This is a genomic window from Lactococcus sp. S64 (genome assembly GCF_016516525.1).
In the GTDB taxonomy this organism is placed as follows: domain Bacteria; phylum Bacillota; class Bacilli; order Lactobacillales; family Streptococcaceae; genus Lactococcus; species Lactococcus lactis.
The window spans coordinates 49,010-75,650 of the sequence record NZ_JACVUQ010000003.1; the positions used below are offsets into that span (position 1 = coordinate 49,010).

Annotated in this window: 19 protein-coding genes; 5 read left to right on the forward strand and 14 right to left on the reverse strand. The window is 36.3% G+C overall.

The window, feature by feature from the left end; all coding sequences use genetic code 11:
- Window positions 1-20 precede the first annotated feature (20 nt).
- Window positions 21-1,280 (reverse strand): glycoside hydrolase family 125 protein, encoded by a 1,260-nt coding sequence (locus IAE51_RS04240; protein WP_052053872.1) that lies wholly within the window; start codon window positions 1,278-1,280, stop codon window positions 21-23.
- 274 nt (window positions 1,281-1,554) lie between these two features.
- Here IAE51_RS04240 and IAE51_RS04245 point away from each other — a divergent pair, with 274 nt between their 5' ends.
- On the forward strand, window positions 1,555-2,592 hold the full coding sequence (locus IAE51_RS04245) for a LacI family DNA-binding transcriptional regulator (protein ID WP_200094820.1): 1,038 nt from the start codon (window positions 1,555-1,557) through the stop codon (window positions 2,590-2,592).
- A complete protein-coding gene (locus IAE51_RS04250; protein WP_200094822.1) occupies window positions 2,589-4,763 on the forward strand; it encodes a GH92 family glycosyl hydrolase in 2,175 nt (724 codons plus the stop codon). Before IAE51_RS04245 ends, IAE51_RS04250 begins: the two co-directional genes overlap by 4 nt.
- Window positions 4,764-4,836: 73 nt before the next feature.
- On the opposite strand, the gene IAE51_RS04255 is transcribed toward IAE51_RS04250, so the two are convergent.
- The 4 genes from IAE51_RS04255 to IAE51_RS04270 all read right to left on the reverse strand — a co-directional run bounded on the left by IAE51_RS04255 (window position 4,837) and on the right by IAE51_RS04270 (window position 11,201).
- Window positions 4,837-7,305 carry a phosphoketolase gene (locus IAE51_RS04255; RefSeq protein WP_058203006.1) on the reverse strand — a complete coding sequence of 823 codons (2,469 nt, stop codon included), beginning with the start codon at window positions 7,303-7,305 and terminating at the stop codon, window positions 4,837-4,839.
- Window positions 7,306-7,453: 148 nt separating this feature from the next.
- Window positions 7,454-8,878: an L-arabinose isomerase gene (gene araA, locus IAE51_RS04260; RefSeq protein WP_200094940.1), complete on the reverse strand. Its 1,425-nt coding sequence runs from the start codon at window positions 8,876-8,878 to the stop codon at window positions 7,454-7,456.
- 22 nt (window positions 8,879-8,900) lie between these two features.
- Window positions 8,901-9,602, reverse strand: a complete 702-nt coding sequence (locus IAE51_RS04265) for an L-ribulose-5-phosphate 4-epimerase (protein ID WP_200094824.1) — start codon at window positions 9,600-9,602, stop codon at window positions 8,901-8,903.
- A 15-nt stretch (window positions 9,603-9,617) separates the two neighbouring features.
- Window positions 9,618-11,201, reverse strand: a complete 1,584-nt coding sequence (locus IAE51_RS04270; RefSeq protein ID WP_200094826.1) for a xylulokinase — start codon at window positions 11,199-11,201, stop codon at window positions 9,618-9,620.
- Between the two features lie 201 nt (window positions 11,202-11,402).
- On the opposite strand from IAE51_RS04270, the gene IAE51_RS04275 reads away from it, so the two are divergent.
- Both IAE51_RS04275 and IAE51_RS04280 read left to right on the forward strand, forming a co-directional pair.
- The gene (locus tag IAE51_RS04275; RefSeq protein WP_200094828.1) at window positions 11,403-12,770 is read left to right on the forward strand and encodes a sugar porter family MFS transporter; all 1,368 of its coding nucleotides are present in this window, start codon (window positions 11,403-11,405) and stop codon (window positions 12,768-12,770) included.
- A gap of 503 nt (window positions 12,771-13,273) precedes the next feature.
- On the forward strand, window positions 13,274-14,353 hold the full coding sequence (locus IAE51_RS04280) for a GntR family transcriptional regulator (RefSeq protein WP_200094830.1): 1,080 nt from the start codon (window positions 13,274-13,276) through the stop codon (window positions 14,351-14,353).
- 64 nt (window positions 14,354-14,417) lie between these two features.
- Here IAE51_RS04280 and IAE51_RS04285 read toward each other — a convergent pair whose 3' ends face one another.
- The 7 genes from IAE51_RS04285 to xylA form a co-directional block, all read right to left on the reverse strand.
- On the reverse strand, window positions 14,418-15,794 hold the full coding sequence (locus IAE51_RS04285; RefSeq protein ID WP_012898121.1) for a sugar porter family MFS transporter: 1,377 nt from the start codon (window positions 15,792-15,794) through the stop codon (window positions 14,418-14,420).
- Window positions 15,795-15,962: 168 nt separating this feature from the next.
- The gene (locus IAE51_RS04290; protein ID WP_200094832.1) at window positions 15,963-16,565 is read right to left on the reverse strand and encodes a sugar O-acetyltransferase; all 603 of its coding nucleotides are present in this window, start codon (window positions 16,563-16,565) and stop codon (window positions 15,963-15,965) included.
- A 58-nt stretch (window positions 16,566-16,623) separates the two neighbouring features.
- Window positions 16,624-18,303, reverse strand: a complete 1,680-nt coding sequence (locus IAE51_RS04295; protein ID WP_200094834.1) for a glycoside hydrolase family 43 protein — start codon at window positions 18,301-18,303, stop codon at window positions 16,624-16,626.
- A 24-nt stretch (window positions 18,304-18,327) separates the two neighbouring features.
- Window positions 18,328-19,812, reverse strand: a complete 1,485-nt coding sequence (locus IAE51_RS04300) for an MFS transporter (RefSeq protein ID WP_200094836.1) — start codon at window positions 19,810-19,812, stop codon at window positions 18,328-18,330.
- Between the two features lie 53 nt (window positions 19,813-19,865).
- Complete coding sequence (locus tag IAE51_RS04305; protein WP_195228890.1) at window positions 19,866-20,870, reverse strand: aldose epimerase family protein; 1,005 nt, start codon at window positions 20,868-20,870, stop codon at window positions 19,866-19,868.
- Window positions 20,871-20,872: 2 nt separating this feature from the next.
- The gene (gene xylB / locus IAE51_RS04310) at window positions 20,873-22,378 is read right to left on the reverse strand and encodes a xylulokinase (RefSeq protein WP_058208504.1); all 1,506 of its coding nucleotides are present in this window, start codon (window positions 22,376-22,378) and stop codon (window positions 20,873-20,875) included.
- 66 nt (window positions 22,379-22,444) lie between these two features.
- A complete protein-coding gene (xylA, locus tag IAE51_RS04315) occupies window positions 22,445-23,764 on the reverse strand; it encodes a xylose isomerase (RefSeq protein ID WP_023188758.1) in 1,320 nt (439 codons plus the stop codon).
- 110 nt (window positions 23,765-23,874) lie between these two features.
- On the opposite strand from xylA, the gene IAE51_RS04320 reads away from it, so the two are divergent.
- Complete coding sequence (locus tag IAE51_RS04320) at window positions 23,875-24,828, forward strand: AraC family transcriptional regulator (RefSeq protein WP_058203011.1); 954 nt, start codon at window positions 23,875-23,877, stop codon at window positions 24,826-24,828.
- Window positions 24,829-24,972: 144 nt separating this feature from the next.
- Here IAE51_RS04320 and purK read toward each other — a convergent pair whose 3' ends face one another.
- Window positions 24,973-26,079, reverse strand: coding sequence for a 5-(carboxyamino)imidazole ribonucleotide synthase (gene purK, locus IAE51_RS04325; protein ID WP_017864719.1), 1,107 nt, complete (start codon window positions 26,077-26,079; stop codon window positions 24,973-24,975).
- A gap of 50 nt (window positions 26,080-26,129) precedes the next feature.
- The gene (gene purE / locus IAE51_RS04330; protein ID WP_012898130.1) at window positions 26,130-26,615 is read right to left on the reverse strand and encodes a 5-(carboxyamino)imidazole ribonucleotide mutase; all 486 of its coding nucleotides are present in this window, start codon (window positions 26,613-26,615) and stop codon (window positions 26,130-26,132) included.
- Between the last annotated feature and the right edge of the window lie 26 nt (window positions 26,616-26,641).

Sequence of the window (26,641 nt, forward strand, 5' to 3'; positions counted from 1 at the left end):
CTAAAACTAATCTCATTAACTTATTTTTCAATTTGGATATCAAAATAATCCATGACCAACTCACAAAACATCATATTAGCCCAGCTAAACCATTCTCTAGTGTAATTTTGTGGATTATTGACATCAAATCCTTCATGCATCAAATGTGTTCCAGCGTCTGTTTCGACCAAATGATTTAAGATTCGTTCTTTTTCGCTCTTATCATTTGTAGTCATTCCTTCCATCGCTAAAGCAATTGGCCAGACATAATTTTCTGGTGTATGACTAGAACCAATTCCTCGTGCATATTTTCCTTCATAGTAATAAGGATTTTCTTTACTCAATAAAGTTTGTCGTGTTTTCAAATAAACTTCATCTTCAGCCTGACAAAATCCCAAATATGGAGCTGCAATCAGATTGGGAACATTGCTATCATCCATTAAAGTTTTGTTCCCAAGTCCATCAACATCATAAGCCCAAACTTCTTCGCCTTGTTGATTTTTAGTTTTGGCAAATTTCTCAAGTCCCTCTTGAATTTCATCTCTAAGAATCTTTGCTTCATTTGCAATTTCTTCATTAGATAGAAGCTCAGTAAAAATTTCCTTGATATAATCCAAAATAACAACAGCAAACATATTTGACGGAACCAAATAACCATACTCACAAGCATCATCACTTGGTCTAAATCCTGACCAAGTCATTCCAGTGTAGGCTGTCTTGGCTCCTTTTCCATCTCTTATTAAAGTATCTTCATGTCGCTCAGTATCTCGAACAAAATGGTAGGGAGAATCCTCATGATTTTGTTCTGTTTTAAAAACATTCAAGGTGTTTTTGACTGCTTTGATAAATTCTTCATCAAAATGTTTGGTATAACCTGTGTTTTTATAGACTAAGTAAGCGAGTTGAATAGGATAACAAAGGGAGTCAATCTCATACTTCCTTTCCCAAATCCAGCCTTTATGTTCATTAAAGTTGGTATGGTCTGTCTGATGCCCAGCAAAGTTTTCACTTTCGTTGAAAGCATTAGCATAAGGATCCAGATTAATATATATCATTTGTTTTTTTACTAAACCAACAATCAAATCACGAATTTCTTCATCTTCACGTGCAAGTACCAAATAAGGTCTCATTTGAGCTGTTGAATCTCGTAACCACATTGCTGGAATATCACCTGTTAAAAGAAAGGTAGTCCTGTCATCATGCACTCTTAAAGTAGTTTCAAGTGTGTTTGAGAAAGAATGATTAAAGTTTACAGCCCACTCTTTATGTTCTTCTCCACAAAGAATTGTTATGTCATTCATAAACTTTTTAACAGATTTTGGAATATTTGCTTTCACTGCATCTCCTTTTAAAATTCATTTGATATATCATTTAAGGTTATTTTAATATAAATTTTTATATTTTGCAAGCGCTTTTTTATTAAAATAAGATTAATTATGTTATCTATTTTTATTTTTTCTGAATTTTATAGAGGTAAAAAGCCTATTTTTATCATTTTCACTTGTAAAAGACTTGTTTTTTTATAAAAAAAGAGTAAAATATGATATATCAAATAAAATACAAAGGGATACTTCTATGAGCTTACCACTCTACCAGCAGATTTCCGATGATTTAAAGCAAAAAATTGTCACTAAAACATTTAAATCAGGAGACCAGCTTCCCACTGAAAAAGAACTCTCAGAGACTTATTCAGTTAGCCGCATTACTGCAAAAAGAGCTCTTACTGAATTAGAACAGCTTGGTCTTGTCAGTAGAACACGAGGAAAAGGAACTTTTGTTCAAGAATTAAATAAAAACCATACCAAACTATTAAAAAGAGTGCTCTTTATTATTCCTTTTGAAGGAATGTCATTTGGAGATTTCACACAAGGTTTGGTTCCTGCTTTAAAAGTTGAAAACACAACCGTATTTATCACTTACGCAAGTTACCTTAAAGAAAATACATCGGATGATATTAAAGAAAATTTTGATGGATTAATTTACTATCCAATGTATACAGAAGATTATCTAGATATCTTATTAGAACTTTCACTACAAAACTTTCCTGTCGTTCTTTTAGATAAACAAATTTACGACCTCGGATTTCCTTGTGTTTCCTCAGATAACTTTAATGGTGGTGAGCAAGCCGCTCAAGCGCTCTTAAATTTAGGGCATAAACGAATTGCTTTTGTGGCTAGTAATGATACCCACCATCCCCAAACAACAAGAAATCGATACTTAGGATATGTCAAAGTTCTAAAAGAACAAGGAATCAAGTTTCACACTACTCTTGATGACTCACTTTATACCGAAAGTTCTGTTTTGGAACTTATTCATAATGAAAAAGTCACAGGACTTATCTGTGAAAATGACTTAGTCGCTCTTCAAACTATGAAGACTTTGCAAGATAACCATTTTTCTGTTCCAAATGATATATCAATTATTGGCTTTGATGATATTCAAGCAGCAAGCCTATCAAATCCGCCATTAACAACCATTGCTCAAGATTTTATTGGCATGGGAAGAATCGCTGGCGAACTGCTTTTAGACTGGATTAAAAGTGGTCAAACCCCCAAAGATGTCAAAGTTCCAATCAATTTAATTAAAAGAAAAACAACTGAGGAGTTGAAATGAAGATAAACAAAATTGATACCCGTCATGGTACTGCTAACCAATCCACTTTTTCACATGGAAATTGCCTTCCTTACACTGGTTTTCCTTGGGGAATGAATTATTTTGCCCCTTCAACCGGTGCTGCTCGTGGAGCTTGGTGGTTTCATCCAGAAGACCGTACCTTTGAAGGCTACCGAATCACTCACCAACCCAGTCCTTGGATGGGAGATTTCTCACATTTGACAATGACGCCTGTTGCAGGTCCTTTGCCTGAAACTTCCTTGTGGCACACAGTGAGTTCATACCGTCCAGAAGAATCAACTTTTAATCCAACGCAACTCAAAATTACTCAATTACGTTATCAGATTACATCTCAGTTAATTCCATCAATGTATGGTGGAATTCTATCAATGAATTATCAAAATTTAAGCCTTAAAGATAATGGCTTGATGCTTCATCTCCCCGGTTCTTATGAACTTCAACAACTTGACGATTACAGCTTAGAGCTTTCAATTATTAATTTTGCGGGTTGTGAAGATGAAAATTTTACTTTCTATCTCAAATTTACTGCTGACCAACCTTTTGTTTTAAGTGGAAATTTATCTGATGAAGATTCTTCTGTTCGCTTAGATTTCAAAGCAGCCAAGCAGGTTCAAATACATTTTGCTACCTCTTTTATTTCCAAGGAACAAGCCGCTCTTAATCTGGAGCGTGAACAAGATAATTCAGCAGAAACATATTTGGAAAATGCTGAATCAGCTTGGAATAACCTTTTTTCACGTATCGAAATTGAGCATCATAATCAACAAGAAGTTTCCACTTTCTATCACAATCTTTATCGCTCATTTCTCTTTCCACAAACTTTTTATGAATTTGACCAAGAGCATCAAAAAATCCATTACGATACAAGCTCTAAAACTGTCAAGAAAGGCCCGCTCTATACAAACAATGGCTTCTGGGATACTTTCCGAACAGTTTATCCGCTTTATAGTCTAATAGCCGTTGACGAGTACGGTGATATGCTCGAAGGTTTCCTAAATTCTTATCGTGCGACTGGTTTTCTTCCAAAATGGCTTTCTCCTGATGAACGTGGTCTAATGCCCGGTACCTTGATAGACGCTGTCATTGCTGATGCTGCAATCAAAAACATTCGTCCTGATTTGATGCCCGAGTTTTTGGAAGCAATGAAAAAAGGAGCCACAAGTCAATCTGAAAACTCTAATTACGGCCGTCGTGGCACAAAAGATTATCTAAAACTTGGTTATGTTCCGCTCACTCACCATGAATCAGTTAATCACACTTTAGATTACGCATTTTCTGATTACTGTATTTCTCAAGTGGCGAAACAAACCGGTGACAAAGAAATTTCAGACTTCTATGCCCATCAAGCAAAAAACTATCAAAATATTTTTGATTCTGAAACTGGTTTTATGCGAGCAAAAGATGCTGACGGAAATTTCAGACCTGACTTTTTAGATATTCGTTGGGGTCGTGATTATGCAGAAGGTTCTGCTTGGCAAACTTCTTGGTCAGTTCTTCATGATTTTGCTGGATTGATTAAACTACATGGCTCAAGAGAAAATTTTGAAAACAAACTCATCGAGCTTTGCAACCAACGACCAAATTTCAATGTTGAAGGATACGGTTTTGAAATTCACGAAATGAGTGAAATGGCTGCTATCGAATTTGGACAAGTGGCTATCTCAAATCAACCAAGTTTCCATTACCCATACCTTTTTAGCTACATTGGCAAACCTTGGATGGCTACGCCTTTAATCAAAAATTTACTGACAGAAACATTTAATGATAGTCCGAAGGGCTATCCTGGTGACGAAGATAATGGAACAATGGCAGCTTGGTATATTTTTTCAAGTTTAGGATTCTATCCAGTCACAGCTGCTTCTAATCAATATGTATTAGGAATTCCACTTTGGGACAAAGCTAGAATCAACCTTTCCTCTGGTCAGCAACTTATTATTCTTGCAGAACCAAATGCTCCGCAACAAGTTTTCGTCAACCAAATCATATTTACTGACAAAAAAGTCAATGATACTTTTATCAAGCACGAAGAATTGATAAAAGGCGGAACCCTAAAATTTGATTTAGGAATCGTACCAAATCCACTTAAATATACGAACGAACAACTTCCTTATTCACTGACAGAAAATTCATTACTGACAGACCAGACCTAATCATTCTGTCAGTAAAAAAAACACGCTTGATTGATTAAAATCAGCGTGTTTTTTTTATTTTATAAATTTAAGCCTATTTCTTTAAATCAGACCAAACCCATTCAGTAAACTCAGGAATATCAACTCCTTCATTTCTTGTCACTTCAAAGTGTTTAACTAGTGTCCGTTCCATTCGGTCAATGAAAGCTTTCGCTAGACCTTGATTAACTTTTCGGTTGACATAAAGAACTTGCATGGCATCAATCGCTTGGTGGAAACGGTCAAGCTCAGAGTAAACCCGCATATCATAAGTCGTCGTGATGTCACCATCTTCACGGTAACCATGAACAATCAAACCATCGTGTCCTCTTTGATAGAAAATGGATTCGATTAAATCTTCATACCCATGGAATCCAAAAATTACTGGAGTGCCTGAAGGGCCAAAGTATTTTTCAAATTCTTCATCTGAGAGTTCACGTTCTTGGTTTAGAGCGCCTTTTTTCTTTTGCAACCGACCCAGTTCAAGCACATTCACATAACGGAATTTCGCCTGTGGGAAAACTTCGTTTACAAGATGTAAAGCTGCTAGTGTTTCAATTGTAGGCTCAGCTCCTGCTGAGGCAAAAACTAAATCTACTGCTTCTCCATCTTTAGCCGTTGAAGCCCAATCAATTGTTGCAATTCCGTCAGTCGCCAATTTTTCAGCTTCTTCTTTAGTAAACCATTGTTGACGAGGTTGTTTAGAGGCTACAATATGATTAATTTTACTTCTATCTTGAAAAGCACGGTCAAATACGGCTAGCAAAGTATTTCCATCAGCTGGCAGGTATTGTCTGATAAAATCAGATTTCTTTTCTGCCAAATGAGTCAACATTCCAGGATCTTGGTGAGTATAACCGTTATGGTCTTGTTGGAAAACAGTTGAAGTCGAAATAACATTAAGCGAAGGATAATCATGGCGCCATTTTTGGTCTGCTGCTTGACGAATCCATTTGAAATGTTGAGTTAACATTGAATCCACGACTCGCAAGAATGATTCATAACTTGCAAATACTCCTGTACGTCCAGTTAAAGTATAACCTTCAAGCCAACCTTCTGCCTGGTGTTCTGATAATTGAGAATCAATAATGCGACCCTCAGGTGAGATAAATTCATCATTTGGATTTTTTATGACTTGCATCCATTGACGATTCGTCACCTTAAACATTTCCCAAAAACGATTAGACATGGTTTCATCAGGACCAAACAAACGGAAACGCGTAGGATTAAGTTTGACTATTTCAGCAAAATATTTTGACAAAACATTCATATCCATATTGTCATTTGTATCAGGGAGTAATTTTCCTCGATTATTTTCAGAAATTGGATTTGCAAATTCTTGCCAATCTGGTAAAACCAAATTAGAAGAATCAACTCCCCCATTTGTTACAGGGTTTGAAGCCATTCGCATCTCACCTTTTGGTGCAAAATCACGCAACTCTTCTTTCAAACTTCCATCAGCATTAAATAAAGTTTCTGGTTGGTAAGAAGTCATCCATTTTACAAATTCTGGTAAAGTTCCCATATTTTTAGAAGATAACGGAAGTGGAACTTGATGCGCACGGAAACTATGTTCAATCGGCATTCCCTTACCGTCAAATTTAGGACCTGACCAATCATTATAACGTGGACCACCCCAACCTTTTGGTAAACGTGCGATAACAATTGGCCAAGCTGGAATCTCTCCATTTTGATAACGATTATCTTCACGCGCATCTTTCTGAATTTGATGAATGTCTTCAATCGCTTTATCAAAAACTTCAGCTGCTAATTTATGATAAGCCATGTAATCATGAATATCATCATTTTCAATATAACGAGGTGAGTAACCCAGTCCTTCAAAGAATTTACGAATATCAACATCTGAAGTTCGAGCGAACAAAGTAGGATTTGAAATTTTAAAACCATTTAAATCAAGAATTGGTAAAATTGCCCCGTCATTCTTAGGATTAATGAATTTAATAGAGTGCCAACTTGTCATCAACGGTCCAGTTTCAGCTTCTCCATCCCCAACAACAGCAAAAGCAATTTGTTCAGGTTGGTCAAGAATAGCCCCTGTTGCATGTGATAGCACATAACCCAACTCACCTCCTTCATGAAGTGAACCAGGGGTTTGTGCTGTCATATGTGACCCTATTCCTCCAGGAAATGAGAAACGTTTAAACAAACGTGACATGCCTTCCAAATCTTGAGTAATCTCTGGATAAGCTTCTGTATATGAGCCATCAAGATAAGAAGGAACAACCATAGCTTGTCCACCATGTCCGGGGCCACCCATGTAAAACATCTTTTGATTATATTTATTGATTAGACGATTAGCATGAGCATAGAGGAAAGTTTGTCCTGAAACCGTCCCCCAGTGCCCAATAGGATTGGCTTTAAGGTTTTCCGCTTTAATTGGAGTACCTGTCACAGAGAACAAAGGATTTTCTTTCAAGAAGATCATTCCTGCTCCAAGATAAGTTGCTGCTCGCCACCATTTATCAAGCTTTTTCAAATAAGCTTCTGAATTATATTCTGTCATTTTTTCCTCCTGATTTTCTTTTATTATAGGTCAATTATGCTTGATATTCTAATAATTTGTTCATATATCCACTAGGAAACATTGCTATATATTTTTGTTTATTGAAATTAGCGAATACGAAAAGAGAGAGAATTCTCTCTCAAATTTTTCATCCAAGATTAATATAAGTTAGTCCAAACATTGCACACAAATCACCAATTTGTTCTGAATCAACCACAAAAGATAAAACAGTATGATGTCCCCCTCCTGCTTTTAACCATTGTTCAGCCCCAACTTTTAATCCTTGTTTAGGCGTCCAGAGCTGCTTAGCAACTGGTAAGAACGGAGTTTCTTCTTCTGGTTTATTTCCAGTAACCTCATAAGAAATTAACTTAAATTCATTTCCATAATCTGCCATAGTAATATCAACAGCTTCACCAATCATACCTGTGAATACTAAGCGTGCTGGATCTGACTTACCACCAATATCTAACGGATGAACCTCAACTCGTGGCTTGTCTGATGCTATTGAAGGATCAACTTCAAGCATGTGTGACCCAAGAATTGCTTCGTGTCCTTGACGCAAATCCAAAGTATAATCTTCCATAAAGACTGTTTCTTTATTATGCGCCATAATTTTGAACAGACGGACAAGTGCTGCTGTTTTCCAATCTCCTTCTCCAGCGAATCCATAACCATCAGCCAAAAGTAATTGTGCTGCAAGTCCAGGTAATTGTTCTAAGCCTACCAAGTCTTCAAAGTTAGTAGTAAAGGCACTATAGTCTTTATCGTCCATAAATTTCTTAATTCCTAAATATTCACGTAATTGATATTTAACATTTTTTTCGAATTTTTCCGGACTATTGTTTCCTTCAATATAATCATATTTACTTTGTAAATCTTTATAAAGCTGATTAATATCACTCTCTGCTACAGCATTAACATATTCTACTAAATCACCTACTCCCCAATAATCAACCGTCCAGCCAAATTTAATTTGCGCTTCAACTTTATCTCCGTCCGTAACAGCGACATCTCGCATTTTATCAGCAAATGTAACGATTTTTATTTTATAGGATTCATTGTAAGCCACCGCAACATTCATCCATTTAGCGATTTGTTGTCTAATTTCATCATCTTCCCAATGGCCAAATATAATCTTATTATTTTTTTTCAAACGTGCATTGATAAAAGCATATTCTCGGTCACCATGAGCTGATTGATTCACATTCATATAATCAAAATCAATCGTTTTGTAAGGAATATGGTTCAAAAATTGAGTAGCTAAGTGTAGTAAGGGTTTATTTAAAAGTTGTGTCCCACGAATCCAGTTTTTGGCTGGAGAAAAGGTGTGCATCCATGTAATCACGCCCGCAACTTCATCCTGATAATTTGCTTCCTTCATAATTTGAGTAATATTTTCAGCAGTTGTTGCAACTATTTTAAAAATAATTGGATAAGGGAGGCTACCAGAATTATTCATTTCGTCAACTACTTTTCGAGCATTTTTTTCAACAGTCGCCAAAGCTTCTGGACCATATAAAAATTGAGACCCTATAACAAACCAAAATTCTTTTTGAGTATTTTCTAACATTTTTCTACCAACTTTCTTCATATTATTTATTTTTTTGTCCATAATAAGCATCTTTACCATGTTTACGTAAGTAATGCTTATCTAAAATTCTTTGAGGTAAATCCGCTGCATAACTGTTAATTTGACGAGCAAAAATATTCATCTTACAAACATTTTCTAAAACTACTGCATTATATACAGCAGCTTCAACATTCCCCCCCCATGTAAAGGGACCATGGCCATGGAGTAAAACAGCTGGTATATCTAAGATATCAATCCCTCTTTCTTCAAAAGTTTCAATAATAAGTTTACCAGTTTCATACTCGTATCCTTTATCAATTTCCTCCTTTGTCAAGTAGCGAGTACAAGGAACCGGACCGTAGAAGGTATCCGCATGAGTTGTACCCATAGCCGAAACATCTACACCTGACTCTGCCCATGCAGTTGCCCAATTCGAATGTGTATGCACAATACCACCTAATTCCGGATATTTTTTGTAGAGTACGGCGTGCGTTGGAGTATCTGACGATGGGTTTAATTCTCCTTCAATAACTTTTCCTTCCAAATCAACCACTACCATGTCAGATGCTTTTAAGCTCCCATAATCTATCCCACTTGGCTTAATGACAAAATAGCCTGTTTCCTTATCAAAAGCACTCGCATTTCCCCAAGTAAATTCAACAAGATGATGTTCAGGAAGTTCAAGATTTGCTTTTAATACCTTTTCTTTTAAGTCTTCTAACATTTTTTTCCTTACTATTTAATTTATTTTTTCAGCAGCTTGACGCTCCAGATCAAGCCCTTCACGATAACGTTTAATGAACAAGTTATAACTTTTTTCGTCTTCAGGATTAGGATTTATTGTAATACTTTTAACAGCTGCAAAAACTTTTTCTTTTAAGAATTTATTTAAATTATCATTTTCACTCGAACTGAATGCTCCCAAGACAGCCATTCCCCAAGCACCACCTTCTCCTGCCGTTTCCATAACCGTGATAGGCTTTTGCAGTGCAGCAGCTAAAATCTGCTGCCCAACTTCTGGAGTTTTGAAAATTCCTCCATGTCCTACTAAACCGCTGATTTCGATTTTTTCCTGCTTTAGAAGATCCATACCAATACGCATTGCGCCAAAAGCGCTATAAATATGCGTTCTCATAAAATTCGCTAAGTTAAAATTACCATCGGGTAATCGAACAAATAAAGGACGTCCTGCACTTACCTTTGTTATATTTTCACCAGAAAAATAACCATAACTTAATAGCCCTCCTAGATCATTATCCGCTTTCAAAGCTTTATTAAAAAGTATTGAAAATATTTTCTCACGATTAACAGTAATTCCTAAACTTGTCGTATATTCTTCAAAAAGCTTTATCCAGGCATTGATATCTGAAGTAGAGTTGTTGGCATGAACCATACCAACAAGTTCTCCGTCAGGAGTGGTCACAATATCTATTTCAGGATAGACCTTTGAAAGAGACTTCTCAAGAACAATCATCGCAAATGCTGAAGTCCCAACAGAAACATTTCCCGTGCGAACTTCTATACTATTTGTCGCTACCATCCCGGTTCCTGCATCTCCTTCTGGCGGACAAAGAGGAATTCCAGCTTTAAGAGCTCCGGTAGGATCAATCAAAAATGCTCCTTGCTCTGTTAATGCACCTGCTTTTGCACCTGCTCGTAAAACTTTCGGAAAAATATTTTCTAAACTCGTTGAAGTCTCTTTTTCAAAAAGATTAATAAATTTTTTATTATATGTTTTTGTTGCACTGTCAATCGGGAACATTCCAGAAGCATCACCAATTCCCAAAACTTTTTCCCCTGTCAATTGCCAATGGACATAGCCAGCTAAAGTTGTTAAATATTCAACTTGATTGATATGCTTTTCTCGATTTAGTATCGCTTGATAGTAATGAGCAATAGTCCATCGTTCAGGAATATTAAAATCAAAAAGTTCTGTCAACATTCTTGAGGCTTCTGATGTCGTTGAATTTCTCCAAGTTCTAAAAGGGATTAGAAGTTTATCAGTTTTATCAAAGGCCATATAGCCGTGCATCATTGCGCTAAATCCAATCGAAGCAACCTTTTCAAGTATTAGTCCATATTTTTTATAGACTTCCGTTACTAGTTCTCTATAGCTCCTTCGCAGCCCTTTCCATACTTCTTCTGTCGAATAAGTCCAGTAACCATCAACTAACTTGTTTTCCCATTCATAGCTTCCAGATGCAATTGTCTGAAATTTGGAATCAATTAATACCGCTTTTATTCGCGTGGACCCAAACTCAATCCCCAAATTTGTGCGGACATCAACAATATCTAACATTTCTCCCGCTCTTAAAGAGACCATTTTTTCTCCTTTTTCTTAATTATTCGCTAATTCGTAGCGCTTACAGAACAAATACTATCACTTATGTACGGACATGTCAAGAAAAAAATAAAAATTTTTTTAAAAATCGCTTGACTTGTCCGTACATAAAAGATATAATGAAAACGCTTAGAACGCAGCGCTTACATAATTACATAATTTTATAAGGAGATTTTCAATAGCATGAAAACTAATAAAAAAATTTCTGCTTCTTTTATCTACTTTTTTGGGGCATTTGGCGGAATACTATTCGGTTACGATATAGGAGTTATGACTGGAGCCCTCCCTTTTTTACAAACTAGTTGGGGCTTAACCAACAATGCAACAATTATAGGGTGGATCACTTCATCAGTAATGTTTGGCGCGATCTTTGGTGGTGCAGCAGCTGGACTTTTGTCTGATCGTCTGGGTCGACGTAAAATGATTCTGATTTCCTCACTAATCTTTATGCTAGGTTCGTTACTTTCTTCCATCTCCCCTCATAATGGTCAATATTATTTAATCGTTGTCCGAATTTTATTGGGACTAGCAGTGGGAGCCGCTTCTGCCCTTGTACCATCATATATGTCTGAAATGTCACCCGCTAATATTAGAGGACGGCTGTCAGGTATTAATCAAGTGATGATCGTTTCTGGTATGCTTTTATCTTATATCGCCGATTATTTTCTAAAAAATTTATCCACGGATATTGCTTGGCGTATTATGCTTGGTGCTGCTGCAATCCCAGCATTAATTCTTTTCTTTGGGGTATTAGCTTTGCCAGAGTCACCTCGATTCCTCATTAAATCTGGAAAAATAAATGAAGCTAAACAAGTTCTTAGCTTCATACGTAAACCTGACGAAATTGAAAACGAAATAAAATCAATCCAAGATACAGCTAAACAAGAATCAGCTGCATTGTCTTCTACCAGCTGGGGAACCCTCTTCAAAAGTCGCTATAGGTATTTAGTAGTAGCTGGCCTAGGTGTTGCTGCCTTTCAACAATTTCAAGGGGCAAATGCAATTTTCTACTACATTCCACTTATTGTAGAAAAAGCAACGGGACACTCTGCTAGTGAAGCATTGATGTGGCCGATTATTCAAGGAATTATCCTCGTGATTGGTGCACTTTTCTTCTTGGTAATTGCTGATCGCTTTGATAGACGTACTCTCCTCCGATTGGGTGGAAGTATCATGGGGCTCTCCTTTATTCTTCCAGCCATCATCAATTTCATCATACCCAATTCGAGTCCTATGATGATTGTTTTCTTTTTGTGTATTTACGTCGCCCTTTATTCATGTACCTGGGCTCCATTAACTTGGGTGCTTGTAGGTGAGGTATTCCCTCTAGCTATTCGAGGACGTGCCTCTGGATTAGCCTCATCCTTTAACTGGATTGGTTCCTTCCTTGTTGGACTTCTATTTCCAATTATGACCGCATCAATGAGCCAAGAAGCTGTTTTTGCTATATTTGGTGTAATTTGTCTATTAGGAGTGCTCTTTGTCCAATTCTTCGTCCCTGAAACCCGTGGCCGTACACTTGAAGAAATTGAAAAACATATAAAAAATTAAATTCCTACATGGAAAATGAAAATAATTGGGTTAAAAAAGGCCAAATTTTAACACCAATAGATTTTTTGAACTTGATGCAACTTCACTACAACTTAATGGAAAACTTTTTTTGACTTACTCAGTAAAGTGCTACTGTTGAGAACTATTGTATGGGAATGCTAACTGCTGACGAAAAATCCAATATATTGGGCCCAAGAGCTATGTATGATTCTCTCGGCTTCCAAACGACTTATCTTATAATGGGAAAGGTTGTCTTAATCATCTAAATTTTTGCTCTGCTTTTCTTAGAAAAGCCTAAATTTATTGATAATTTAAGTGATCACTCCTCTGAAAATCTAGCCAAAAATCCTAGCTAGATTAACCAAAGTCTCGTATAAAGCGAGGCTTTTATTAATCTACTTTTTTGTCCGTACCTATGATATAATATAGTATAATAGTAAATGTTTAAAGTAAGTTAAAATCTTTAAATATCACTAAAAATAAGTAAGAAAGGAGATCTTTCCATGAAACCAAAATACCAAGTAATCGCTGACTCACTTCGAGATAAAATTATTTCAACTGAATATGCCGTTGGCGGAGTCATTCCAACAGAGTTGCAATTGCAAGAAGCATATCATGCAAGTCGATATACCGTAAGACAAGCGGTATCGGTATTAGTAAGTGAAGGATATCTCCGAAAAGAAAAAGGTTCTGGAACCTATGTCAATGAACCCCCAACTTCAACTATTGAAACATCTCCTAAAAAAACAATTGGTGTCATAACAACTTATATCTCTGACTATATCTTCCCAACAATTATCCGAGGAATTGAAAAAGAACTGAAAGCTGATGGCTATTCTCTTCTTCTTTCGAGCACTAATAATGATTATCTTCAAGAGAAAGAGTGCTTGGATCGAATGATTGAATTTGGTGTAGACGGATTAATCGTTGAGCCGACAAAAAGTAATCAATATAATCCTAATCTGGCAACCTATGTCACTTTACGAGAACATAACATTCCAATTGTTATGATTAATGCAACTTATGAAGAACTAAGTACTCCATCGATTCATGTCGATGATGTTGAAACTGGCTTTTTAGCAACAAAGGAACTTATTGATAATAATCACCAACGCCTCTTATTAATAACTAAAATTGACGACTTACAAGGTAAATACCGCATGAAAGGTTTTATAAAGGCATGCGAAGAAAAAGAAATTAAACTTTCTTCAAATTCCATTATTACTTATACTACTGAAAACGAAGTGTCAATCTATGACAAAATAATTTCTCACTTAAAAGAATTTACTGACATCAGTGGAATTGTTTGTTACAATGATAAGATTGCTAAAACGCTAATTGGAAAACTTTCTAGTCTTGGCTATAAAATTCCTGATGATTTTTCAATTGTTGGAAACGATGACTCTACTCTAAGTCAAATGGGAGAAGTTAGTTTAACAACAACTGTCCATCCTAAAGAAAAAATGGGAATAGACGCTGCAAAATGGATTGTTAATACCATAAAAAATGGGAAATTTGAGAAAGATATTCTTTACCCGCCAAAATTAATTCGTAGAAATTCTGTAAAAAAACTAAAAAACTGAAGATTGATACCAAGTTATATAAAAGAACTCCTCGCCTCTTATGCAAGGAGTTCTTTTAAATCTTTTATCCCTCTTCTTCTAAATGATGCACACGATGCAGTAATTCTGCTTCGATTTGTTCGAGTGTTTTGCCTCTTGTTTCAATAACTTTTTTACTAGTAAACCAAATTGAGAGGAAACAACAAGCCGCATAAATCAGGAAAATTTTACCTGTTCCAAAAAATGATAATAATGGTAAGAATGTTAATGACACCACCCAGTTAGCAGCCCAGTTGACAGCAGCACCAAATGAATTTCCTAAGCCACGGATTTTAAGTGGGAAAGATTCACCAATCATCACCCACATTACTGGTCCCCATGTTGCTGAGAAGAAGGCAATATATACCGTTAAAGCAATAACTGCTAAATATTTACCAAAGCCAATATGAGCATTCTCTGCTAAAATCATCCCTACTGACATCAATACAAGAGAAATTCCCATTCCCCAAGCACCAAAATTGAGCATCCACCGACGATTAACTTTATCCATTACTCTCATAGCAATATAAGTTACAATAACATTGAAAATACCAATCCCAATATGAGCAAGTAAAGCTGCGCTTGCCCCAAATCCTACCGCAACAAAAATTGATGGTGCAAAGTATAATACTGTATTACAGCCCATAACCTGTTGAAAAATTGCCAGACCAATTGCCATAATTAAAACTGGACGTGACATTTGACCAAATAATTCTTGTAAGCCACCTTGTTTTTCTTCCTTAGCCATCAATTGAATATCAGAAATTTCTGCTTCAATCGAGTTTGGATCATCATTTATCATCCCTAATATTTCACGGGCCCCTGCTTCATTATCATGACGAACAAGAAATCTTGGAGATTCTGGCAAAAAGAGTCCACCGATGAAAAGAAGGGCTGCTGGAACAGTGGCCAAACCAAGCATCCAATGCCAATTTCCTGAAACTCCTTTTAAAGCATAGTTTGAGATATAGGCTAATAAAATCCCAGTCATAATCATCAATTGAAACATAGTTGAAACTCCACCACGAATTTTAGCGGGTGAAAGTTCTGATAAATAAGTCGGCACCAAAGCTGAAGCTGACCCAACAGCCATCCCGAGAATAACCCGAGAAATAATTAGTAACTCAGCGCTATTTGAAAGCCCTGAACCTAAAGCTCCAACAAAAAAGATGACCGCTGACAAAAGTAACAGACGTTTCCGACCAAAACGGTCACTCATTGGTCCAATTACGACCGCGCCAATTACAGCTCCCATTAAAACTGCCGCTGTAATCCATCCTTCCATCCAAGCCCAAGAACTCACCTGCCAGCTCTCTTTTTCAATAAAAAGTAGCGCTCCCGATATGACGCCTGTGTCATATCCAAATAATAAGCCACCTAAAGCACCAAAAAAATAGATGAAAGTGGGAGAAAGTTTTCTCATAATAGTAACTCCTTAATTTTTATTTGCAAGTCTTCTTGCCTTTTTTACTACCCACAAATGATACCGCTTTCCGCACTTACTTTCTTGTAATCCTTGATATTTTAAAATGGAAATGTTGCTCATAATAAAGCTAAAAACTACTCTTATGTAAGAGCAGTTTTAATTAGTTTATTCATTTTTTATTAAGCGTGCCGGATTTCCAGCAATTATGCAGTGGCTAGGAAATGATTTGGTCACCACAGAGCCAGCACCAACGACAACATCATCTCCTAAAGAAACTCCAGGCAAAAGAATCACTGAACCGCCAAGCCAACAATCATTACCAATTACTATTGGCCCATCATATTGCCAGCCTTCACGTCTTAAAAACACATCTTTGGCATGATGATTAGGTGTAAATAATTGACAATTTGGTCCAATAAAACAGTTTTTCCCAATCTTAACCTTACCCGCACTAATAATCTGAAGTCCACTATTAATAAAAGTATTTTCTCCGACTTTAAAACGATTGGGGTATTCCAAAGCAGTTATTGGAAAATATATTTCTGAACTTTGAGGTAAATTTGGAAGAAAATCCTCCAAGAGTTTTCTTGCTTCATCAATATTTTCTTTTGCCTTATCATTAATTTCAGAAATTTTTTGACTAGAATTTTTGACTATTTTTTGTAGTTCTACTTCTTTGCTATATTGGTACCAATCACCTTTATTTATTTTATCAAAAATAGATAGCTTTGCTAAACGTAATTTTTCTGCTTCATCTAACATTCTCATCGACTTTTTCCTTTACTAAAAATCCCTTACTACAAATATGTAGGTAAGGGATTATAGACTAATCAAATCTTGATTCACTTGCTTTCCAAGTATAAGAACCGTCTGGTAAGACCTTGTCTCCTAATTCTTTATAGTCAAAGTTATAAAATTCTGCAACTCTATCATATCCAGAATAATCAACGGCAGCAAGCCCGACAAATGCTCCAGTGAAGAATCCGCCATAAGTTTGTAAAACATAATCATCTGAAAGGACAGCCGCATCTAAGACTACAGGAATTTCTATGAATTTTTTGCCGTCAAAACTATATTCATAAGAATATGATTCTTTACGGACTTTAGTGCGGAACCAAACATATTCAGTTCCGTCAGGAATTTTAATGGCATTATCTTTTAAATAAGAAGTATAGTTTCCTCTGTTATTTTCAGCAACTTCAATGACAGCTCCATTGATTTCATTCCATGTGATAAAAGCGAAGGACCAATGACGGTCATTGTAATAGTTGGTTAATCCAGCCATTTGTTGGTAAGAAAATGGGTCAAATTTTACTTTGACTTCTGCGTCAAAATAGAAAGCTTGCCAACGTCTAGCAATCAAAGATAAATCAAAATTATTTGCCAAAGAGCCCTGACCAATTAATGTCAACTTGCCATTCCCAACTGAACCCATTTTCTCAGTAAATGGGACACGCAATGTATTCCAGTTAATATCCAAAGTAGAACTTGCAAAATCGTCTTTTTGACTGTGGTCAGCAGGTGCATTAGTTTGAATTGCATCTTTTGGTCCTTCAACAAAAGTTGTTCCACCATGACCACCAACAATACGTGGCCAACCTTCTTCGTCCCATTCCACTTTTTGGATAGAAGTTTCACGACCTAAAGAGCTCCAACCACGAGGGTCTGTGCTTGATTCATTTTTATGATTCCATGGTCGAGCGCATAAGGAAGCATAATACCACTCACCTTTGGGTGTAGATACAAGACCTCCGTGTCCTTGTTTTTGAATATAATGATTAGGAGTATCGAAGTTTGTGATAAATGGATCGCCGGGTTCAGTTTCAAAAGATAAAGTATCCAATGTTTTAGAGCGGGCCACGACTTCTTGGTGCGTAAAGACTGTTCCACCTTGAGCCGCAAAAAGATAATAATAATCATTAATTTGGTAGAGGTGTGGACCTTCAACCAATTTGACATTTGTACCATTGTAAATCGTTTTAGCTGTTTTAGGTTGTAGTTTCATTGTTGTCACATCAAACTCAGTCAATGTGATTCCGTCAAATGGATGCTTGTATTCACGATGATCCCATGTTTGTTGAACTAAGTATTTCCGTCCGTCTTTATCATGGAAAAGTGAAGCGTCAAAGCCAAGACCATTGAGCTTGATTGGATCTGTCCATGGTCCTTTGATGTCTGTAGCTGTTGTTAAATAATTGGTCATATCTTTGAAAGCACCATTGACAACCTTAACATCTGTATAAACAAGCCAAAATTTACCATCAGCATAAGATAAATCAGGGGCCCAGATCCCACCTGAAGCTGAGTTTCCTCTCATATCCAACAAAGTGGTTGTTGACAATGGACTTGGAAGTAGGTTCCAATGTTCTAAATCTTTTGATTCGTGCAAACGAACACCAGGGAACCATTCAAAAGTGGAGTTCGCGATGTAATAAGTATCTTCTACGCGAATAATGCTTGGGTCTGCATTAAAGCCGGGAAGAATTGGGTTTTGAATAAGTGACATGATTTTGTCTCCTTTTAATATAAATTATTCCGCTTCCTTAAGTTGAGCACGTTTTTCATCAAGTTGTTGATTAATGTCTGCTACATCCTTATCAGAAATTGGATAGAGTTGCATAATAATCATTGATACAAGAGCAAGAACGGCTGGAATCCAAATTGCTGTGAGATTTATACCAGCTAGGGCGTTAGCATGTTGATGTGCTGCTGTCTCATTGAAACCATAAGCTGCTAAGAACCAAAGTGGAATCGCTCCACCTAATGTAAAACCAATTTTGAAGAAAAGTCCCATGATTGCGTTAATAATCGCAGCATTTCTTTTACCCGATTTGAATTCTCCATAAGCGACAACTTCAGGAACTAATGCCCACATGAACCCTGTTGCTGAAGTTAAGCCCCATTGTTTAATAAAGGTTGCAACATAAGCTAACCAGAGGGCATCATGCATTCCATTAAGGGACCAAATATATGTCAAAATTTCTCCAACAATGAACATTCCGATAAAAAGATGAAAGAAACCTTTTTTACCGAAAATTTTCTTTAAACGAGGCCAAAAGATTGGGAAAACAATTCCTGGAATTGAAGCAATGAGGCCAATGGCTCCCATCCATTCTGAATGTCCAACAACAAATTGATTAAAGAAACCATTTACAGTATTCATAAAAAACATGAAAGTAAAAGCTAACATGAAGAAAATCCCTAGAATCACAAGTGGACGATTGTTCTTTAATTCAAGGAAGAGGTCAGTTGTTTTAACTTCTGCCGATTGTTCTGCTGTTGCAACCACACGTTCTTTGGTCAATTTATAACATAGGAATAAAGCTATTGCACCAATAATCATATAAACTGAGTAAACTCCAAACCAAGCATGTCCCGCTGAAGGGTCAGTATAATTCCCCATATGAAGTTTAAGGCCAAATAATCCAGTATCTTTAAGACTTCTTCCTTTCGGTGCTGCCATTTGAACAAACATTGGAAAGAGGGTGTAGACTAGGAGATTGGCTCCATTTGCCAACATCATCCGTGTACTTGTCAGTTTATCAACGGATTCCGGATTACGAGTTAATGATGCATTAAGTGAACCATAAGGAATATTAACAACTGAATATACTAAGTCTAAGGCAAAATAAACGATAAAAGCAAAGGGAACAGACCCTTTAACACCTGGTAGAGGTGCAAAAAGTAAGGCGGCTAAAATTACCAGAGGTATACCTGCTCTTAAAAGCCAAGGACGATATTTTCCTGCTTTTGATGTTCTTTTATCAACAAAAGTCCCAACCATTGGGTCCCAAAATACATTAATAATTCGGACGAACAGAAAAATAAAACCGGCTGTTGCAGTTCCAATCGCATTGACTGTTGTCATATAGAGTGCTAAAAAGCCACCAACAGTCCCAAAGACAAGGTTTTGTGCAAAATCCCCCATTCCATAACCAATACGTTCTCCAAGCGTTAATTCATGATATTCATCATGTTGAACTTGTTTGATTTCATTACTCATTTTTGAGTACATCCCTCCTATTATTTTATTAAAATTATTTTTACTGATGAGTCTGTCAGTAAATTTTAATTCGTTGTAAATAGATATTCTGTTATAAAAGTCTTTTTTTGACCTGCTTTAAGCTCAATCGTTCCCCATTCAGGATGATGAACAAGGTCAGGTATTTCTTGAAATTCAATAGCAATTCCGCGATTTTTGGACATTGGTCTGCCATTAATCATTGACTCTATTTCTGGATTTGTGGCTGTGTAAATCACGACCGCTTGTCTATCAGTTTGAGCTACTAGTTTCCGACCAGATAAAGGGTCATAAAGCATTAAACTTTTATCTCCTTTGGGATTAAAAACAAAGCAATCATCTAGTCCTTCGGGATTATCTTTTAAAAGCTTTTTGATTGAAACGCTTTCTTTAATTGAATAAGAACTGTCGTCAACAGTTAGAAGACGACCAGTTGGTATATTCTCTTGATTGGTTTCAACTAGAAAGTCAACATTTGCTTGAATGAAATGCTTATGAGTCGTTGATAATTCTGCTGACAGATTAAAATAAGGATGCCAAGCCGGATTAAAGACTGTGTCAGTTACTGACAGACCTGATATTGTCACTTCTAACTTATTGTCAGTTAATTTATAAGTGACTTCTGCTTGGATTTGACCTGGAAAACCGGACTCCTCATCTCTTAAACTTAGTTTAATGCCAAGAGATGATGCTGTTTCAAAAGTTTCATAAGACCAAAATTGTCTTTCCCAGCCATGGCTTCCTGAATGTAAATTATTTTTTCCTTCATTTGCCTCTAAACTGACAGAATCATAAGTAGCACCTGAAATACGCCCGGCAACTGGACCGCAAATTACACCATAATATCCTCCATCATTTGCATAGGTTTCGGAATTGTTTTTGGATAAAAGAATATTTTCAAATGTTCCATTTTTGTCAGGAGTGAGGAGTTGATGGACTCTTGCTCCATAATCATGGACAACGATGGTGAGTCGTTCATTTGATAATGTAATCTGACTAATTGATTTGTCAGCTCTAAAAGGCAAAGATTCTTTGAAAATGGTAAATGTCATAATTAACCTTCGTCATTAAATTCTACTAATTGATGAGAAATTTCAGAGGTATTTTTATAAACTTGTTTCCAAATTTGATAAATTTGCTCATAACGTGCTACATTTTTTGGATTTGGTATGAAACTGGCTTCCTTGTAATGAACAAAAGCTTTAGTGACCGCTTCTAAGCTATCAAAAAGTCCGCAACCAAAAGCAGCAATCATACAAGCACCAAGTCCCGGTCCCTGCTCAACCGTTAAGCGAATCATTTCAGAATTAAAAATATCTGCTTGCATTTGCATAATGTCGGGATTTTGCGCACCCCCACCTACGGAAATCAAACGTTTAAACTTCTTGTTTTTCGTTTTTTCCATGATATCTTTAGAATCACGCAATGAAAAGGTAATTCCTTCAAGCACTGCTCTTGAAAAATGTTTTTGTTCATGATGAGCAGAAATTCCTATAAAACTTCCGCGAATTTTTGAATCAAAATGTGGTGTTCTTTCACCTACAATATATGGCGTAAAGAGCAATCCTTCTGAACCAGGAGAAACTGTGTAAACTTCTGACAAAAGTTCATTGAAACTCAAGCCTTTTCCAAAAGTTTCCTTATACCAGTTTAAAGAATTTCCGGCAGCCAAGGTTACTCCCATTGAGTAATAAGCACCCGGAACCGTGTGATTAAAGAAATGAAGTTTTCCTTTATAATCTGCAATTTTAGGTTCATAAGCGGAAACGACTCCGGAGGTTCCCATTGAAATCAAGCCCACTTCTTCATTGATTAAACCAACACCCAGAGCGGCGGCAGCATTATCGGCTCCACCAGCAAATACTTTTACTTCATTTGTCAGTTTATAGCGTTCAGCTATTTCTGCTTTGACAAATCCTGTTCGGTCAGTGGATTCAATCAATTCAGGTAGAATTCCCCTATCAATATTGAATGCGTCAGTAATTTCCTCTGACCATTGTTTTTTCTCAATATCTAAAAGTAAAGTTCCTGCTGCGTCAGAAAATTCGGTATAAATATTTCCTGTCAGCCAAAGGCTCAAGTAATCTTTTGGCAACATTATTTTTTTAACTCTTGACCAAACCTCTGGTTCATTTTCTTGGAGCCAAAGAATTTTTGGTAAGGTAAATCCTTCAAGAGCAATATTTTTTGTAATCTCTAAAAGTCGCTGACCAAGTCTGTCAGTAATTTCTTGACATTGTTTGCTTGTTCTCACATCATTCCAAAGAATTGCTGGATAAACTGGTTTATTATTGTCATCTAAAACGACTAATGAATGCATTTGCCCCGAAAAACTAATGCCTGCAAGTTGCTGACCAAAATCTGAAATTTCTACTGACAAACCGGTCAGTACTGATTCAAGTGCCACAATCCAATATTCTGGACGTTGTTCAGAATAGCCTTGTTTGGGCGTATCAATTTGGTATTCAGCAGATTTTGTTGTAATTAAATTACCAACTTCATCCATCAAAATTCCTTTAAGACTTGATGTTCCTAAGTCAATTCCTAACACGTAAGTCATTATTATTCCTCATAATAAAAGAGAAGGACGAGGAGGAATTCCTCGCCCTCTTTTAAGTTCTAAATTTTAAACAAGATAGTCATTCAATACTGATTTGATGTATTCCAAGTGATTAGAATCAAGTTCAATATCGTCACCATGTTCAAGTGCAAATGCGGCAAGACTTTCAAAAGTTGCTGTTCCATTTTCAATGGATTGACCAACTTCTGTATTTTTGTATGAACTATAACGTTCGTCAACAATATCAGACAAGAATTTATCTTCAATGATTGCTGCTGCACCTTTCAAAGCACGCGCATAAGTATCCATCCCTGCAATATGAGCAAGAATTAAATCTTCTGCTTTGAAACTTGTACGACGTACTTTCGCATCAAAGTTAATTCCACCTTTGCCAAGTCCACCGTTCAAAAGAATTTGGTGCATCGCAAGTGTGATATCAATAACAAGTGTTGGGAATTCATCTGTATCCCAACCAAGCAAGTAATTTCCTTGATTGGCATCAATAGAACCCAAAGCATTGAAAGTACGTGCAGTATTTAATTCGTGTTCAAAAGTGTGACCAGCCAGCCAAGCGTGATTTGTTTCAAGATTGAGTTTGAAATATTTGTCCAAATCATATTTTTGCAAGAAAGCAAGGGCTGTCGCTGCGTCAAAATCATATTGGTGAGTCATTGGTTCTTTTGGTTTTGGTTCAATCAAGAAAATAGGCAAGTGGTTGATTGATTTTGCATAATCAATTGCCAAATGGAAGAATTTTGCCATGTGGTCCATTTCAAGACCCATATCTGTGTTCAAAAGTGATTCATAACCTTCACGACCACCCCAGAAGACATAATTTTCGCCACCGAGTTTTTTAGAAAGTTCAAGACCTTTTTTAACTTGTGCAGCACCATAAGCAAAGACTTCAGCACGGTTAGAAGTTGAAACACCATTCATATAGCGGGGATTTGAAAACATGTTTGCTGTATTCCAAAGTAATTTAATCCCTGTTGCTTTTTGTTTTTCAAGAAGGTGGTCAGTAATTTCGTCCAAATTAGCATAAAATTCTTTCAAAGAATTTCCAGTAGGTGCAATATCAATATCATGGAAACAATAATATTTAACACCTAATTTTTCAGCAATTTCAAAGAAAGCATCTACTCGACGGTGAGCACGGTCAAGTTCAGAACCACCTTCCAAATCCCAAGGGCGTTCCATTGTTGCTCCCCCAAAGGGATCTGACCCATCCATTGTAATTGTATGCCAAAATGCAAGGGCAAAATGAAGTTGTTCTTCCATTGTTTTACCAGCAACTACTTCTTCTGGATTATAATGGCGAAAGGCAAACATATTTTTAGTTTTTGTACCTTCGTATTTGATAGGTGCGATGTCGTTAAAGTAAGCCATTTTTATAGCTCCTCCTCTTTATGATATTAATATTATTTTCAAACTCGTAATTACTACTATACATTTCTTGTAATATATGTCATAATAATAGTGATTAGGAGAGAATGAACATGAAAAACGAATTAGAGAATATTTATCACTCAAAAATAAATAATCTTAATTTTCTACTTGTCGATATTACTTACAGAAAACCTCATCTTCATTTTGACATTGAATTAGCTTTTGTCTTAGAAGGGGCTGGTCAGGTAATAACACAAGAGCAATGCTTTGAAATCAAAGCTGGACAGGCAATTATCTTTAATAGTTGCCAAGTTCACGAACTATCTTCAAGCGACTCTATGAAACTTTTGATTCTACAGTTTTCATCAGAAATTTTTAAAATTATCTTCCCTCAGCTTGATAAAATTTATTTTGAAAGCCATCCTTTCAATCTAAAAAATCAACCTGAAACTTTAAAATTACTCTTACAAGCGGCTTTAAGTTATTTTGCTGATGATAAGAATAATTCCTTGCGTACTCACGGATACACTTCCCTTTTATTAGATCGCTTATTAAGTATTTCTGAATACAGTATTTTAAGCAGTTCTGAACAAAATAAATTAATGGATCTCCAAGAGCGAATGGAAAGAATTTCTTCTTACATTCATGAAAACTACGACCATAAAATTTCTTTAGAAATGATTGCTTCGCATGAAGGACTTTCCAGAACGTATTTTTCCCATTTCTTTAAAAGTAATTTTGGGATTAATTTCAACGAGTATTTAAATAAGATTCGTTCTGAAAAAGCAAGAACATTACTTTCTTCTTCTAAAGATAATTTATTAAATATTGCTTACATGTGTGGTTTCTCAGATATCAGAACGCTCAACACCGCTTTTCTTAAATCTTATGGTGTTCTACCGAAGGAATTTAGAAAAAATAGTGTACTCTTCCCAAATCTCAACTATATGACTTTCAATCAAGATAAAATTGATAATCAAGTTTTTTATTCTGATAGAGGCTCTTTTGATATTTTGCAATATTATTTAGAAAAAAACTTTGAAAAAACAAGTAGTCATTTTTAGACTCTTTATTTTTAACAAGTTAATGATATCGCTTTCTAAGAATCTTATCTTACTGTTTTGTTCTATTTTTCAGGGGAAATGTTGTCATTTTATCATACCTAAATCAAATAAAAAAAATACTTGGCTTTTACCAAGTATTTTTTATTAATCCCAAATTTTAGTTGATTTAATTTCATTAATCGTTTGGTCAAAATCATTTGTTAAGATCGTCACATGTCCCATTTTTCGGTTATGTTTAGCATCTGCTTTTCCATAATCATGTTGATGCCAATCGGCATGCTCATGATTAAGTTTCTTAACTGCCTCAACGTGTTGCCCTAAAACGTTCAACATAATGGCAGGTTTCAAAAGTTTAGGTTCTGGTAGGTCTTCTCCTAAAATCCCTTTAATATGTAAATCAAATTGATTGAAATCACAAGCTTCAATGGTAAAGTGGCCACTATTATGTGGTCTTGGTGCTAGTTCATTGACATAGATTTGACCATCTGCTGTTAAGAACATTTCCACACAAAGCACGCCAGATAGCTCTAATTTTTCCGCAATTGAGGTCGCAATTTTATAAGCATTCTCTGTAATTTCAGCAGATATACGAGCCGGAGAAATCGTTTGATGTAAGATATTTTCTCTATGTTCGTTTTCAGCTAGAGGAAAAACCACATATTCGTGACCATTTCCACTAATAATAACAGAAATTTCACGTTCAAAAGAAATAAAATCTTCTAAAACACATTCTGAAAGTTCTGTCAGTGATTTAGCTGCTGACAAGTCCTTATCAGCATTTAAAACCACTTGTCCATGACCGTCATAGCCTCCAGTTGTCGTTTTTAAAACTTGTTTTCTAGTTACTGTTTCTGGGAGTTTTTCCGCTGAATCTACGAGTTGCCAAGGTGCAACATTAACTTTAGCTTCATTGGTCAAAAATTCTTTTTCAAAGCGACGGTTTTGCGTAATCTCTAACAGACGTATTCCTTGAGGAATCCTTACACAGCCTTCAATTTCGTGCAAAGCTTTCGCTGATACATTTTCAAACTCATAGGTAATGACGTCACAAGCATAGGCGAGTCTTAATAAATTTTCAACGTCATCATAAGGTGCAACAATCAGTTCATCAGATACTTTTGCCGCAGAACAGTTTGGATTTGGGTCAAGTGTAATGACTTTATGTCCCATGTATTGAGCAGCAATTGCCATCATCTGTCCAAGCTGACCTCCACCAATAATACCAATTGTTTGCTTTGTATTCTTTATCACAAGTCTTCCTACCCTTCATTATTTGAAATCCGACACCTTTTGAACTCTTTTTAAAGTAATGCTTTGTTTGATTCCTCAACCATTTCTTGTGCAGCAGCCCGATAGACCAACAATTTTTGGTATAAATTCTCGTTTGTATTCGCCAAAAGTTGCAAAGCAAATAAAGCAGCATTTTTTGCTCCAGCCTCTCCAATTGCCATTGTCGCTACAGGAACCCCTGCCGGCATTTGAACAATCGAATAAAGTGAATCCAAACCAGATAAAGCTCGTGATTTTATTGGAACGCCAATGACTGGGACGAGGGTCTGAGCAGCTACCATTCCTGGTAAATGAGCGGCTCCACCAGCACCCGCGATGATCACTTTATAACCTGCCTCACGAGCTTGGCTCGAAAATTCAGCCATTAAAGCTGGTGTTCGGTGTGCTGATACGACCTTTTTTTCATAAGCTAAACCAAAGTCATCTAAAATTTTTGCTGTTTCTTTCATTGTCGCCCAATCTGAGCTCGAACCCATGATAATTGCTACTTCTGCCATTTTTCCTCTTCTTTTTTCTTAACCAA

Bases quoted from the DNA above. Each gene is read 5' to 3' on its own strand.
- IAE51_RS04305 (WP_195228890.1), bottom strand. From the start codon at position 20,870: ATGACATTTACCATTTTCAAAGAATCTTTGCCTTTTAGAGCTGACAAA.
- IAE51_RS04285 (WP_012898121.1), bottom strand. From the start codon at position 15,794: ATGAGAAAACTTTCTCCCACTTTCATCTATTTTTTTGGTGCTTTAGGT.
- IAE51_RS04265 (WP_200094824.1), bottom strand. From the start codon at position 9,602: ATGTTAGAAGACTTAAAAGAAAAGGTATTAAAAGCAAATCTTGAACTT.
- IAE51_RS04280 (WP_200094830.1), top strand. From the start codon at position 13,274: ATGAAACCAAAATACCAAGTAATCGCTGACTCACTTCGAGATAAAATT.
- IAE51_RS04320 (WP_058203011.1), top strand. From the start codon at position 23,875: ATGAAAAACGAATTAGAGAATATTTATCACTCAAAAATAAATAATCTT.
- IAE51_RS04290 (WP_200094832.1), bottom strand. From the start codon at position 16,565: ATGAGAATGTTAGATGAAGCAGAAAAATTACGTTTAGCAAAGCTATCT.
- IAE51_RS04295 (WP_200094834.1), bottom strand. From the start codon at position 18,303: ATGTCACTTATTCAAAACCCAATTCTTCCCGGCTTTAATGCAGACCCA.
- IAE51_RS04255 (WP_058203006.1), bottom strand. From the start codon at position 7,305: ATGACAGAATATAATTCAGAAGCTTATTTGAAAAAGCTTGATAAATGG.
- purE (WP_012898130.1), bottom strand. From the start codon at position 26,615: ATGGCAGAAGTAGCAATTATCATGGGTTCGAGCTCAGATTGGGCGACA.
- IAE51_RS04270 (WP_200094826.1), bottom strand. From the start codon at position 11,201: ATGGTCTCTTTAAGAGCGGGAGAAATGTTAGATATTGTTGATGTCCGC.
- IAE51_RS04275 (WP_200094828.1), top strand. From the start codon at position 11,403: ATGAAAACTAATAAAAAAATTTCTGCTTCTTTTATCTACTTTTTTGGG.
- IAE51_RS04240 (WP_052053872.1), bottom strand. From the start codon at position 1,280: ATGAATGACATAACAATTCTTTGTGGAGAAGAACATAAAGAGTGGGCT.
- xylB (WP_058208504.1), bottom strand. From the start codon at position 22,378: ATGACTTACGTGTTAGGAATTGACTTAGGAACATCAAGTCTTAAAGGA.
- araA (WP_200094940.1), bottom strand. From the start codon at position 8,878: ATGTTAGAAAATACTCAAAAAGAATTTTGGTTTGTTATAGGGTCTCAA.
- xylA (WP_023188758.1), bottom strand. From the start codon at position 23,764: ATGGCTTACTTTAACGACATCGCACCTATCAAATACGAAGGTACAAAA.
- IAE51_RS04245 (WP_200094820.1), top strand. From the start codon at position 1,555: ATGAGCTTACCACTCTACCAGCAGATTTCCGATGATTTAAAGCAAAAA.
- IAE51_RS04250 (WP_200094822.1), top strand. From the start codon at position 2,589: ATGAAGATAAACAAAATTGATACCCGTCATGGTACTGCTAACCAATCC.
- IAE51_RS04300 (WP_200094836.1), bottom strand. From the start codon at position 19,812: ATGTACTCAAAAATGAGTAATGAAATCAAACAAGTTCAACATGATGAA.